The organism is Kitasatospora sp. NPDC127111 (genome assembly GCF_042677465.1).
In the GTDB taxonomy this organism is placed as follows: Bacteria; Actinomycetota; Actinomycetes; order Streptomycetales; family Streptomycetaceae; genus Kitasatospora.
The window spans coordinates 43,470-56,979 of record NZ_JBHXTG010000013.1 but is presented as its reverse complement, the minus strand read 5'-3'; the positions used below and the strand labels follow the sequence as shown (position 1 = coordinate 56,979).

Genomic DNA, 13,510 nt, shown 5'->3' with positions numbered 1-13,510 from the left:
GACGGATCAGGCGACGTTACGGGGTCGAGCGTACGGCAAGCCCGACCCCCGCGTCCGTCCCGGTCAGCGGCGTTCCTGCTTGGCCTTGCACTGGACGCAGAGCGTCGCCCGCGGGAACGCCTGCATCCGGGCCTTGCCGATGGCCTGGCCGCAGGACTCGCAGGTGCCGAAGCCGACGCCCTCCAGCCGGGCCAGCGCGTGCTCGGTCTGGGCGAGGCTGTCCCGGGCGTTGTTGGCCAGCGCCAGCTCGCTCTCCCGCGAGATGTTCTTCGTGCCGGCGTCCACCTGGTCGTCGCCGGCTCCGTCGTTGGAGTCCCGCATCAGCCCGGTGATGGCCGCCTCGGCCGCGTCGATCTCGTTCTGCAGCCGGTCCAGGTCGCTGATCAGCTCGGCGTGCAGTTCGTGCACCTCCTCCGAGGTCCACGGGTCCTCACCCGGACGGACGGGCAGCTCGGCCGGGTCCACCGATTCGGCGCCGCCGCGGGCCGCGGCGGCGGCCGGGGTGCGGGTGCGGCCGGGGGCCACGATCGTGGTGTCGTTGCTGGTCTTGTGCCGTGCGGTAGTGGTCACGGTCCCCTCCCCTGGTTCGCCTGCCACGGCCTTGCGTGCCCGCTTGGTGGCGGTACCCGCGCCGGTTGCCTTCTCAGCCATGGCTTCGACCCCATCTACGAACGAATCGAGCCGCCGGTTCCCGGCGGCTTCCAGTGCCGGAACGATAATCCCCATCAAAACCGGTCACAACATGACATACCGACGCCTCACAATGATCCCACCCGGGCAGCCGTCACAGCCGCCCCGCCCGCGCGCTGACCAGAGTTGTGCCCAGATCACCCCCTCCTAACCGCCCCCCGCGTGCCGCACCGGTGACGGACAAAACCGACTTGCGGCGGCCGATACACTGGGCCTGCAAGGCGCAGATGGGACGAGTACCGACGTACGCAGCCACCAGCGACCCGGGGACGGTGCGAGCCCGGGGGTGTGCACGGCGGGAAGATCACCCCGGAGCCGCCGGAAGAACGGCCGCCAGGCATCGCGCGGCGGCCCACTAGAACCGGCAGCAAGCCCAAACAAGAGGGCCGCAGGCAGCACCGCGGCCAAGGAGGGTGGTACCGCGGGGCGGCATGCCGTCTCGTCCCTCCGTCGGATCCAGTCCACGTCCGCCGGAGGTTTGACAGCCGCGATGAGTACCTACAACTCCGTCCCCGCGCAGGTGGATCTGCCTGCCCTGGAGCACCAGATCCTCTCCTTCTGGCAGGACAACAAGGTCTTCCAGCGCAGCCTGGAGCAGTCCGAGGGCCGCCCCGAGTGGGTGTTCTACGAGGGCCCGCCGACCGCCAACGGGATGCCCGGCGCCCACCACATCGAGGCCCGCGTCTTCAAGGACGTCTTCCCCCGCTACCGGACGATGAAGGGCTACCACGTCGCCCGCAAGGCCGGCTGGGACTGTCACGGCCTCCCGGTCGAGCTGGCCGTCGAGAAGGAGCTCGGCTTCTCCGGCAAGCAGGACATCGAGGCGTACGGCATCGCCGAGTTCAACGCCAAGTGCCGCGAGTCGGTGACCCGCCACACTGACGCCTTCGCCGAGCTGACCACCCGCATGGGGTACTGGGTCGACCTCGACGAGGCCTACCGGACGATGGACCCGTCCTACGTCCAGTCCGTCTGGTGGTCGCTCCAGCAGATCTTCGACAAGGGCCTGCTGGTGCAGGACCACCGCGTCGCCCCCTGGTGCCCGCGCTGCGGCACCGGCCTGTCCGACCACGAGCTGGCCCAGGGCTACGAGACCGTGGTCGACCCCTCGGTGTTCGTGCGCTTCCCGCTGACCTCCGGCCCGCTGGCCGGCGAGGCCGCGCTGCTGGTCTGGACGACCACGCCGTGGACGCTGGTCTCCAACACCGCCGCCGCCGTCCACCCCGAGGTCACCTACGTGGAGGCCACCGACGGCAAGGAGCGGCTCGTCGTCGCCGAGCCGCTGGTCGCCAAGGCGCTCGGCGAGGGCTGGGAGACCACCGGCCGGTCCTTCACCGGTGCCGAGATGGAGCGCTGGGCCTACCGCCGCCCGTTCGACCTGGTCGAGATCGAGGACGCGCACTTCGTCCTCAACGCCGACTACGTCACCACCGAGGACGGCACCGGCATCGTCCACCAGGCCCCGGCCTTCGGCGCCGACGACCTGGCGACCTGCCGCAAGTACGGCCTGCCGGTGGTCAACCCGGTCCTCGCGGACGGCACCTTCGCCCCCGACGTCCCGCTGGTCGGCGGCCAGTTCTTCAAGAAGGCGGACGAGGCCCTGGTCAAGGACCTCCAGGCCCGCGACCTGCTCTTCCGCCACGTGCCCTACGAGCACAGCTACCCGCACTGCTGGCGCTGCCACACCGCGCTGCTCTACTACGCGCAGCCGTCCTGGTACATCCGGACCACCGCCGTCAAGGACGCGCTGATCCGCGAGAACGAGGCCACCAACTGGTACCCGGAGACGGTCAAGCACGGCCGCTTCGGCGACTGGCTGAACAACAACATCGACTGGGCGCTCAGCCGCAACCGCTACTGGGGCACCCCGCTGCCGATCTGGCGTTGCGAGGAGGGTCACCTCACCTGCGTCGGCTCCCTGGCCGAGCTCTCCGAGCTGACCGGCACCGACCAGAGCGACCTCGACCCGCACCGCCCGTTCATCGACGAGGTCGTCTTCGCCTGCCGCGAGTGCGGCGGCACCTCGACCCGGGTGCCCGAGGTGATCGACGCCTGGTACGACTCGGGCTCGATGCCCTTCGCCCAGTACGGCTACCCGTACAAGAACAAGGAGCTGTTCGAGAAGCGCTACCCGGCGCAGTTCATCTCCGAGGCGATCGACCAGACCCGCGGCTGGTTCTACACGCTGATGGCCGTCGGCACCCTGGTGTTCGACAAGAACAGCTACGAGAACGTCGTGTGCCTGGGCCACATCCTGGCCGAGGACGGCCGCAAGATGTCCAAGCACCTGGGCAACATCCTGCAGCCGATCCCGCTGATGGACCAGCACGGCGCCGACGCGGTCCGCTGGTTCATGGCGGCCGGCGGCTCGCCCTGGTCGGCCCGCCGGGTCGGCCACGGCACGATCCAGGAGGTGGTCCGCAAGACCCTCCTCACCTACTGGAACACCGTCGCCTTCCAGGCCCTCTACGCCCGCACCTCCGGCTGGGCCCCTTCCGCGGGCGACCCGGCCCCGGCCGACCGCCCGCAGCTGGACCGCTGGGTGCTCTCCGAGCTGAACTCCCTGGTCCGCGACGTCGACGCGGCCTTCGAGGCGTACGACACCCAGCGCGCCGGCAAGCTGCTCTCCGGCTTCGTCGACGACCTCTCCAACTGGTACGTCCGCCGCGGCCGCCGCCGCTTCTGGCAGGGCGACGCCGCCGCGCTCGCCACCCTGCACGAGGCGCTGGAGACGGTGACCCGCCTGATGGCCCCGCTCACCCCGTTCATCACCGAGCGGGTCTGGCAGGACCTGGTCGTCCCGGTCGTCCCGGACGCCCCGGCCTCGGTCCACCTGGCCGCCTGGCCGGAGGCCGACGAGACGCTGATCGACGCCGACCTCTCCCGGCACATGGCGCTGGTCCGCCGCCTGGTCGAGCTGGGCCGGGCCACCCGGGCCGAGTCCGGCGTGAAGACCCGCCAGCCGCTGTCCCGGGCGCTGATCGCCGCCCAGGGCTGGGAAGAGCTGCCCGCCGACCTGCGCGCGCAGATCGCCGAGGAGCTCAACGTCTCCACCCTGGAGTCCCTGGCGGAGGTCGGCGGCTCGCTGGTCGACACCACCGCCAAGGCCAACTTCCGCGCGCTGGGCAAGCGTTTCGGCAAGGGCGTGCAGGACGTCGCCAAGGCGGTCGCCGCCGCCGACGCCGCCGCGCTCGCCGCCGAGCTGCGGGCCGGCGGCACCACCGGCGTCGAGCTGAACGGCGAGCGGATCGAGCTGAGCCCGGACGAGGTGGTCATCACCGAGACCCCGCGCGAGGGCTGGGCCGTCGCCAACGAGTCCGGCGCCACCGTCGCCCTCGACCTGGCGATCACCCCGGAGCTCAAGCGCCTGGGCATCGCCCGCGACGCGATCCGCCAGATCCAGGAGGCCCGCAAGAACTCCGGCCTGGACGTCGCCGACCGGATCGTCCTGCGCTGGCGCGCCACCGCCGAGGAGACCGCCGAGGCCATCGCCGAGCACGGCCCGCTGGTCGCCGAGGAGGTCCTGGCCACCGACTTCGCCGCCGGTGCCGCCGACTGGGAGTCCGAGACCTTCTCCGACGAGAACCTCGGCCTCGCCTTCCAGCTCCGCAAGGCCTGACCCGCCCCGAAGCCGCCGACGGTCACCGACCGTCGGCGGCTTCGTCGTTCCCCGGCCTCCCCCAAGACAGGCCCTGGGCGGGTGCGACAACGGAAGCGCCCCCTCCCCGACCCCGGAGGGTCGAGAAGGGGGCGCTCCGGCGAACCGCGCTTAGTTGTCGCCGTCCTCGTCGATCAGGAACCCGCGCATCGGCGCCGGCGCCTGCTGCATCGGCTGCGGAGGCTGCGGCCGGACGGCCGCCATCGGCTGCGTCATCCCGGCCGGCTGCATCTGCGGCGCACCGGAGTTGCCGCCCGAGGACTGCCCGCCGAAGCTCGGCGCACCCGAGTTCCCGCCGAAGGAGCTCTGCCCGCCGAAGGACGGCTGGTTCCCGCCGAAGGACGGCTGGTTGCCACCGAAGCTCGGCGCACCGCTGCTCATCGTGGACGCACCGGCCGGAGCCATCGACGACGCGGCCGGCGGCAGCGAAGCGGTGGCCGGGATGCGCGGCGGGGCGAGCGAGTCGTCCGCCTGCGACTCCAGCTGGCGCAGCTGGGTCTCCAGGTAGGACTTCAGGCGCGTGCGGTACTCGCGCTCGAACGCCCGCAGGTCCTCGACCTTGCGCTCCAGCGTGGCGCGCGCGGACTCCAGCGAGCCCATCGCGACGCGGTGCTTCTCCTGCGCGTCCCGCTCCAGGGCGTCGGCCTTGGCACGGGCGTCGCGCTCCAGGCCCTCGGCGCGGCTGCGGGCCTCGCCGACGATCTTGTTGGCCTCGGAGCGGGCCTCGGAGATCGCCTGGTCGGCGGTCTGCTGGGCGAGCGCCAGCACGCGGGCCGCGCTGTCGCCGCCGGGGCCCTGCTGCTGCATCGGGCCGCCGAGCGGACCGCCCATCTGCTGCTGCGGGCCGCCCATCGGGCCACCCATCTGCTGCATCTGCTGCTGGCCCATGCCCTGGCCCATCGGGTTGCCCATGCCCTGCGGGCCGCCGGGGCCGCCCATCGGCTGGAGCATCTGACCACCCATCGGCTGGACCAGCTGCTGCTGGCCGCCCATGGTCTGGTTCATCTGCTGCTGCGGGCCGCCCATCGGGCCGCCCTGGCCGGCGGGGAGCTGCGGGGCACCGGACGGCAGGCCGAGCGGCTGGTTGCCCATCTGCTGCTGCGGGCCGCCCATCTGCTGCGGGCCACCGGGGCCGCCCATCTGCTGCGGACCGGGGCCCTGCTGCTGGCCGGGGACCGGCGGGCCGGATATGGCGGCCGGCACGGGGGCGCCGGGACGCGCGTCCTGCGGCGGCTCCTTGCGCATGTTGGCCTGGTTCTGCGCGGCGGCACGGGTCGCGGCGGCCAGCTTGGCACGCAGGTCCTCGTTCTCGCGGAGAAGGCGGGTCAGCTCCGCCTCGACCTCGTCGAGGAAGGCATCGACCTCGTCCTCGTCATAGCCTTCGCGCAGGCGGACGGTCGTGAACTGCTTGTTCCGAACGTCCTCGGGGGTCAATGGCATCTCTTCACCTCAACGTGATCGTCGGCACACCGGCATCCTGTCGCATCGCTCACCTACGACTAGGGCCGCACAAGCGAGATCAGGACATACACAATGATCATCAGTACGAAGAAGGACAGGTCGAGCGCCACGCCCCCGAGACGCAACGGCGGAATGAACCGCCGAAGAAGCTTGAGCGGCGGATCCGTGACAGTGTACGTGGCCTCCAGGACCAGGACCATGGCCTTGCCGGGCCGCCACGAACGCGCGAACTGGAACACCCAGTCCATCACCAGCCGCGCAAGCAGGAACACCAGGAAGACGGTCAGCGCGTAATAGAGCACCGCCCACACGATCTCCATCGCGCTTCCCTCTCCCCGGTCCGCGGCCCTCGGGCCGTGCCGCCTGTCGCTAACTCGCTGTCGATCAGATCCACACGTAAAGTCGTGGCCGGGTCAGCTCTGGTTGAAGAACCCACCCTCGGCGATCCGAGCCTTGTCCTCCGCCGTGACATCGACGTTAGCAGGCGACAGCAGGAACACCTTCTGCGTCACGCGCTCGATACTGCCGTGCAGACCGAAGACGAGTCCAGCGGCGAAGTCTACGAGGCGCTTGGCATCGGTGTCGTCCATCTCGGTCAGATTCATGATCACCGGCGTCCCGCCGCGGAACTGTTCCCCGATGGTACGGGCCTCGTTGTAGGTCCGGGGGTGCAGAGTGGTGATGCGGTAGGGCTCTCGTTCGTTCACTACCTTGGGCATGATCACCGGGGCGCTCTTCTCCAGGTTGTGGCGGCGTTCGGGTGTGATGGACGACACTGGGGCCATCCTCGGGGTCTCCTGCCGGATCGGCACCGCGGCCGGCACCGGCTGCGGGGTGATCGAGGAGACCGGGGCGGGCGCCGGCGCGGCCGGCCGGGGGATGTCCTCGGTCCGCCCGGTACGGATCGGCTCCGGGTCCGCGTCGTAGTCGTCGTCGGGGTCGTACCCCTGGCCGTCGTACGTCTCGTCCTCCACGAGGCCGAGGTAGACCGCCATCTTGCGCATCGCGCCGGCCATGCTCCTGTCTCCTCCGCTAGTGGTGGACCGGCTCCTTCACCGGCGGCCGGGCCGCTGGGGCCCCGCCTGCGGATTCCGCGGTCCGCCCATGACGATCCGCCAGGCCGACGGCCGGTCAGAAGTTCGGGTGGGGACCCGCGGAGCTGCGATCCACGGTTGGCTAGCGCCCGGTACAGCTGCTAGCTTCTGTCCTATTTTGTCCTGCAGTCTGATCTACTACCCGGTGACGTTACCCGAGGGGTGACCGCACTCCGAGTACCGCCGTTCCGACGCGCACATGTGTCGCCCCGGCGGCAACGGCCTGTTCGAGGTCACCACTCATCCCTGCGGAAACCATGGTGGCAGCAGGATGGGCCGCCCGTACGGCGGTTGCGATTTCCGCCAGCCGCCCGAACGCACGGGCCGGGTCGCCGGCGAGCGGTCCGGCCAGCGGGGCGACGGTCATCACGCCGTCCAGCCGGAGGCCGGGCGCACCGGCGATCGCGTCGGCCAGCGCCTCGACGTCGTCCGGGGCGACCCCGGCCCGTCCCTCGCCCTCGCCGTGCGCCTTGTCCAGCGCGACCTGCACCAGGCAGCCCAGCTCGGGGCGCCCGGCCTTCAGCACGGCCGCGGAGAGCGACTCGACCAGCCGCAGCCGGTCCACCGAGTGCACGTGGTTCGCGTACCGGACGACCGAGCGGACCTTGTTGGTCTGCAGCTGGCCGACGAAGTGCCAGTCCAGCGGAAGGTTTCTGCACTGCTCCGCCTTGGGGGCGGCGTCCTGGTCCCGGTTCTCCGCGACGTCGGTGACGCCGAGTCCGGCCAGCAGCGCGGTGTCCTCGGCCGGGTAGGTCTTGGTGACGACGACCAGCTTCACCTCTTCGCGCGCCCGCCCGGCGGCCGCACAGGCGTCGGCGATCCGCCGCTCGACGACCTCGAGGTTGGTCCCGAGTTCCTCGTACCGGGCCCGCTGGCCCTCCGTCAGGGCGGCGAGGAATTCCCGCCCGCCCGGGAACGGTCCGTAGATGTCGTTCGTCATGACAGTTCAGAGCCCAACCAGACGTAGCTCGCGAGCCGGCCCGTGCGCTGCTCGCGGCGGTAGGAGTAGTGATCGGAAGATTCGAGGGTGCAGACCGATGATCGCACCAACTCGGTGACTCCCGCAGCGGCCAGTTGCGCCGCCACTCCCTCCGGCAGGTCCAGCGCCGGGGTCCCCCAGGAGGTCTCGGCGCGGGTGGCCGGCACCAGCCCGGCGACCTCGTCGCGCAGTCCGGCCGGCACCTCGTAGCAGCGGCCGCAGACGGCCGGCCCGATCGCGGCGGTGATCCGCCCGGGCTCGGCGCCCAGCTCCACCATCGCCCGGACCACCGCCGGCACCACGCCGGCCGCGAGCCCGGGCCGGCCCGCGTGGGCCGCCCCGGCCACGCCCGCCACCGGGTCGGCCAGCAGGACCGGGGTGCAGTCGGCGGTCAGCACCGCCAGCGCCAGCGGCCGGTCGGTGACCAGCGCGTCGACCGTCGGGGCCTCCCCCGCCGGCTGGCGCTCCGTCACCACCGCGACGTCGGCCCCGTGCACCTGGTTCATCCAGACCACGTCCGCCGGGTCCAGCCCGAGCTCACGGGCGGCGAGCGCCCGGTTCTCCCGGACGGCGGCCGGATCGTCCCCCACCGCGCCGCCGAGGTTCAGCTCCCCGTACGGCGAAGTGCTCACCCCGCCCCACCGGGTGGTGAAGGCGAAGTGAGCACCGTTGCGTTCGACGCGATCGATCACTTAAGGAAGTCCGGGACGTCGAGCTCCTCGGCGGGGCTCTCCACGAACGGCTGGCGGGCCGGCTGCACCTGCGGCGGCACCGGGGCGGCGGTCGCGGTGGCCGGGGTCTCGGCCGGACGCGCCGGGGCCGGGGTCTCGGCCTCCGGGCGGGCGGTCACCGAGCCGATGCTCCCGTAGGACGGCCGGGTCGCCGGGCGCTCGGGGGCCGCGGCCGGGGTGCCGGCCGCCGGGGTCTGCTGCGAGGCCTTGACCACCGGGTCGCGGACGATGGCGGGCGGCTGGCCGCCGTCGAAGCCGGCCGCGATCACGGTGACCCGGACCTCGTCGCCGAGCGCGTCGTCGATGACCGCACCGAAGATGATGTTGGCCTCGGGGTGCGCGGCCTCGCTGACCAGCTGGGCCGACTCGTTGATCTCGAACAGGCCGAGGTCGGAGCCGCCGGAGATGGAGAGCAGGACGCCGCGGGCGCCGTCGATCGAGGCCTCCAGCAGCGGCGAGGAGATCGCCATCACGGCGGCCGCCTTCGCGCGGTCCTCGCCGCGGGCGGAGCCGATGCCCATGAGCGCCGAGCCGGCGTCCGACATGACCGACTTGACGTCGGCGAAGTCGAGGTTGATCAGACCCGGGGTGGTGATCAGGTCGGTGATGCCCTGGACACCGGAGAGCAGCACCTGGTCGGCGGAGCGGAACGCGTCCAGCACACTGACCTGGCGGTCCGAGATGGACAGCAGCCGGTCGTTCGGGATGACGATGAGGGTGTCGACCTCTTCGCGCAGGCCGGCGATGCCGTCCTCGGCCTGGTTGGCCCGGCGACGGCCCTCGAAGGTGAAGGGCCGGGTGACCACGCCGATGGTCAGCGCGCCGAGCGAGCGGGCGATGTTGGCCACCACGGGCGCGCCGCCCGTGCCCGTGCCACCACCCTCGCCCGCGGTCACGAAGACCATGTCGGCCCCCTTGAGGACCTCCTCGATCTCCTCGCGGTGGTCCTCGGCGGCCTTCCGGCCGACCTCGGGGTTGGCGCCGGCGCCGAGGCCCCGGGTGAGTTCACGGCCCACATCGAGCTTGACGTCGGCGTCGCTCATCAGGAGGGCCTGCGCATCGGTGTTGATCGCGATGAACTCGACGCCCTTGAGACCGACCTCGATCATCCGGTTGATGGCGTTGACACCACCGCCGCCGATACCGACGACCTTGATGACTGCGAGGTAGTTCTGCGGTGCTGCCACGTCGAAGGCCTCTCGCCTCGAATTTCCGGGTCGGCCGGCTCCCGGTGAGGTGCCGTACCGACGGATGTCGATGGGTAGGGAGCCTGGTTTCTGACTGAATGTCCGAAATGCCGACCGCCGACCCCAACCCTAAACTTGACCTTTAGGGTTAGTCCTGTGCCCCCGTCACATCACCAGGGGACACAGTCTGGTGACACAGGACACTAGGTGGCCCCGGGCACGTGTTTCAACGAACACGCCGAGCTTCCCTTTTTCTTTTGAGCCTATGTGATCATCAACCGGCCGGTGAAACCGGGGTGACCACCAAGGTTCGGGCCGCCGCCGATAGGCGTCAACCCCTTCCCCACACAAAGAACCTACCGGATCATCCGGACACCGCCGGCGCCTCCGGCGCACTCACGTCGAAGTTCGTACCCTTCTGATGCAGCAGCGCCACCAGGACCCGGGCCTTTCGATCGATCTGCTCCGGACTCCCCCAGCGGACCGTCGCACCCCCGCCGAGCTGCAGCTGGATGTCGTCGTAGGAGTGCACCAGCACCGCCCCGGCCCGCTGCCGGACTTCCGCGGGCAGCCCGGCGGCCACCGCCACCGCCCCCTGCACCAACTGCGCCCGGGTGATCACCGAGTCCGCGTCCCGGGCCGGCTGGCCGAGCCGCAGCTCCACCACCGGCACCCCCTCGGGGGCGGCCGCCTCGGTGGCGAAGCTCACGCCGCCCGCGTCGACCTGGGTGAACCGGCCGTCCTCCCCCTTGACCGCGGCCACCGCCTGCCGCTGGGTGATCTTCACCTGCAGCGTGTGCGGCCAGCCGCGCCAGACCTCGGCCCCGGCCACCCGCGGGATCGCCTCGACCCGGCGGGTGACGTCGGCCAGGTCCACCCGCGCCAGCGGGCCGTCACCGAGCTCGCCGATCGCCGTGCGGACCTGGTCGGCCGTCACCTTGTCGTCCGCGACCCCCTGCACCGCGACGCTGCGCACGTCCAGCACGGAGGAGTAGAAAACCAGCCAGGCCAGCGCGCCGAGCACCGTGGCGCCGAGCGCGCCCAGCACCACGATGCCCCGCCGGGAGAGCCGGAGCCGGGGAGCGTGCTCCTCGTCCCCGAACTCCAGCTCTTCCCGCGGGTACCCCCGGCCGGAGGCCGGGGGAGGGTCGGCGAGCCGGCCGTCAGCCACGGCGGCGACCACCCCGGGCGGCCTCGATCGCCTCGTACACCATGCCGACCAGCAGTTCGTCGGCGTCCCGGCGGCCGAACTCGGCGGCCGCGCGGCTCATGTCCCAGAGCCTCTGCGGGTCGGTGAGCACCGGCAGCACGTTCTGCAGCACCCAGTCCGGGGTCAGCTCGGCGTCGTCGACCAGCAGGCCGCCGCCGGCCTTGACCATCGGCTGGGCGTTCAGCCGCTGCTCGCCGTTGCCGATCGGCAGCGGGACGAAGGCGGCGGGCAGGCCGACGGCGGCCAGCTCGGCCACCGTCATGGCACCGGCCCGGCAGAGCATCAGGTCCGCGGCGGCGTACGCGAGGTCCATCCGGTCCACGTACGGCACCGGGCGGTACGGCGGCATCCCGGGGACGTCGTCCACCTGCGGCAGCTCGTTCTTCGGGCCGACCGCGTGCAGGATCTGCACGCCGTACTGCTGCAGCCGCGGCGCGATCGCGGTGATGGTCTCGTTGAGGCGGCGGGCGCCCTGCGAGCCGCCGGAGACCAGCAGGGTGGGCAGCCGCTGGTCGAGGCCGAAGTACTGCCGGGCCTCCGGGCGGGCCGCGTTGCGGTCCAGGGTGGCGATGGTCCGGCGCAGCGGGATGCCGATGTACCGGGAGTCGCGCAGCTTGCTGTCCGGCGTGGAGACGGCGACGAAGTCGCTGTACCGGGCGCCGATCTTGTTGGCCAGGCCGGGGCGCGCGTTGGCCTCGTGCACCACGATCGGCACGCCGGCCCGCTTGGCGGCCAGGTAGGCCGGCATCGCGACGTAGCCGCCGAAGCCGACCACGACGTCGGCGTTGACCCGCTCGATGATCTCCTGGGCGGCCCGGACGGTGCCGCGCAGCCGGCCCGGGACGGTGATCAGCTCGGGCGTGGGCTTGCGGGGCAGCGGGACGGCCGGGATCAGCTCCAGCTGGTAGCCGCGCTCGGGTACCAGCCGGGTCTCCAGGCCGCGCTCGGTGCCCAGGGCGGTGATCCCGATGGACGGGTCGTGCCTGCGGAGGGCGTCCGCGAGGGCGAGGGCCGGCTCGATGTGACCGGCGGTCCCCCCGCCGGCGAGTACGACATGCACCGAAATTCACCGCTCCCTGCGCGTCGGCACCGGGGCCGGGCGCGCTGTGGTTCGTCGTCGTGGCAGCACCCGGGCCAGTCGTCTCCTGATCCGGGAGTTCTTGCTCCGGGCGGCCAGGGCCGCCTTCGCGCCGGAGGAGCTGCGTGCCAGGCAGAGCAGCACCCCGATCGCGGACATGGCCGACAGCATGGCGGAACCGCCGTAGGAGAACAGCGGGAGCGGGACGCCCGCGATGGGCAGCAGTCCCAGCGCCGACCCCAGGTTGATCACGGCCTGCGCCATGATCCAGGTGGTGGCGGCTCCCGCGGCGTACCTGACGAAGGGATCCTTCGTACCGATGGCCACACGGATACCCGCGTAGCCTAGTGCCGCGAAGAGACCGATCACCGACAGCGTCCCCACCAGGCCCAGTTCCTCGCCGGTCGCGGCGAAGATGAAGTCGGTGTGCGCCTCCGGGAGCTGGCCCCATTTCTCGACGCCCGCGCCGAGGCCGGAACCGAACAGACCGCCGAGTCCGAACGAGTAGACGCCGTGCAGGGCCTGGAAGCAGGCGCCGGCCGGGTCGAGCTTGGTGACGCCGATGCAGGAGAGCCGTTCGGCCCGGTGCGGGACGGTCACCACCAGCGCGGTGCAGACCACGACGGCGACGCCGACGGTGGCCACGAACAGCCGCAGCGGCGCGCCGACCATCCAGAGCAGGCCGAACAGCATGGCCACCAGGATCATCGAGGTGCCCATGTCACCGCCGAGCATGATCATCGCCAGCAGCAGCAGCGCCCCGGGCACCAGCGGGACCAGCAGGTGTTTCCACTGGTCCAGGGTGCCGTTCCGCTGTTTCCGGGCGAGCAGGTCGGCGCCCCAGAGCACCAGGGCGAGCTTGGCGAACTCCGACGGCTGGAACTGGAAGAAGCCCAGATCCAGCCAATTCCGGTTGCCGTTGACCTCCACCCCGACGCCCGGGATCGCGACCAGCGCGAGCGCGCCGATCACCCCGAACATCACCGGGTAGACGATCACCCGCAGCACCGCGACCGGGACGGCCGCGAAGCAGATCAGCAGGACGAGGCCGAGCATCGCCGCGACCAGCTGTTTGAGGAAGTAGAACTGCGCCGAGCGGTGCTGGCCCAGGGCGAGGATCTGCGAGGCGGAGAAGACCATCAGCAGGCCGAGCACCACCAGCAGCAGCGTCGCGCCGATGATCAGCAGGTAGGGCGTGAGCGGCCGGTCCAGGGTGTACCGCAGGCGGGCCCGGAAGGCCTGTACGCGGGCCACCGGGCCGGCCGACTTGTAGGCGGTCGTGGTGGCCGAGATCACCCGCCACGGATCGGCGGGCGCCTTCTCCGGCGCACCGGAACCGCCCGCCCTGCCCTGCCCCGCCACCCTCTGTTCTCCCTCGTTTGCCAGGGCCCGCTCGCCCGGGTCGGGGCTCGCTCGCCGTCA

At 71.7% G+C, this 13,510-nt stretch carries 11 protein-coding genes; 1 reads left to right on the top strand and 10 read right to left on the bottom strand.

What is annotated here, in order from left to right; genetic code table 11:
• Positions 1-63: 63 nt before the first annotated feature.
• Positions 64-570, bottom strand: a complete 507-nt coding sequence (locus ACFVHB_RS11410) for a TraR/DksA family transcriptional regulator (protein ID WP_380318757.1) — start codon at positions 568-570, stop codon at positions 64-66.
• 610 nt (positions 571-1,180) lie between these two features.
• Here ACFVHB_RS11410 and ileS point away from each other — a divergent pair.
• Entirely contained in the window at positions 1,181-4,309 is a 3,129-nt protein-coding gene (gene ileS / locus ACFVHB_RS11405; protein WP_380318754.1) for an isoleucine--tRNA ligase, read from the top strand.
• 150 nt (positions 4,310-4,459) lie between these two features.
• Here the strand turns inward: ileS and ACFVHB_RS11400 are convergent, their stop codons facing one another.
• From ACFVHB_RS11400 to ftsW, 9 genes are all read right to left on the bottom strand, one after another.
• A complete protein-coding gene (locus tag ACFVHB_RS11400; protein ID WP_380318751.1) occupies positions 4,460-5,788 on the bottom strand; it encodes a DivIVA domain-containing protein in 1,329 nt (442 codons plus the stop codon).
• A 59-nt stretch (positions 5,789-5,847) separates the two neighbouring features.
• On the bottom strand, positions 5,848-6,129 hold the full coding sequence (locus ACFVHB_RS11395; RefSeq protein WP_360185738.1) for a YggT family protein: 282 nt from the start codon (positions 6,127-6,129) through the stop codon (positions 5,848-5,850).
• Positions 6,130-6,222: 93 nt separating this feature from the next.
• Positions 6,223-6,825, bottom strand: coding sequence for a cell division protein SepF (locus ACFVHB_RS11390; RefSeq protein ID WP_350544118.1), 603 nt, complete (start codon positions 6,823-6,825; stop codon positions 6,223-6,225).
• A gap of 229 nt (positions 6,826-7,054) precedes the next feature.
• Positions 7,055-7,843, bottom strand: a complete 789-nt coding sequence (locus ACFVHB_RS11385) for a YggS family pyridoxal phosphate-dependent enzyme (protein WP_380318747.1) — start codon at positions 7,841-7,843, stop codon at positions 7,055-7,057.
• Complete coding sequence (pgeF, locus tag ACFVHB_RS11380; RefSeq protein ID WP_380318744.1) at positions 7,840-8,574, bottom strand: peptidoglycan editing factor PgeF; 735 nt, start codon at positions 8,572-8,574, stop codon at positions 7,840-7,842. Before pgeF ends, ACFVHB_RS11385 begins: the two co-directional genes overlap by 4 nt.
• Positions 8,571-9,800: a cell division protein FtsZ gene (gene ftsZ / locus ACFVHB_RS11375; protein ID WP_380318741.1), complete on the bottom strand. Its 1,230-nt coding sequence runs from the start codon at positions 9,798-9,800 to the stop codon at positions 8,571-8,573. The genes pgeF and ftsZ overlap by 4 nt, the downstream gene beginning before the upstream one ends.
• A 364-nt stretch (positions 9,801-10,164) precedes the next feature.
• Positions 10,165-10,971, bottom strand: a complete 807-nt coding sequence (locus ACFVHB_RS11370) for a cell division protein FtsQ/DivIB (RefSeq protein ID WP_380318738.1) — start codon at positions 10,969-10,971, stop codon at positions 10,165-10,167.
• Positions 10,964-12,070 (bottom strand): undecaprenyldiphospho-muramoylpentapeptide beta-N-acetylglucosaminyltransferase, encoded by a 1,107-nt coding sequence (gene murG, locus ACFVHB_RS11365; RefSeq protein WP_380318735.1) that lies wholly within the window; start codon positions 12,068-12,070, stop codon positions 10,964-10,966. Before murG ends, ACFVHB_RS11370 begins: the two co-directional genes overlap by 8 nt.
• Positions 12,071-12,076: 6 nt before the next feature.
• A complete protein-coding gene (gene ftsW, locus ACFVHB_RS11360; RefSeq protein ID WP_380318732.1) occupies positions 12,077-13,450 on the bottom strand; it encodes a putative lipid II flippase FtsW in 1,374 nt (457 codons plus the stop codon).
• Between the last annotated feature and the right edge of the window lie 60 nt (positions 13,451-13,510).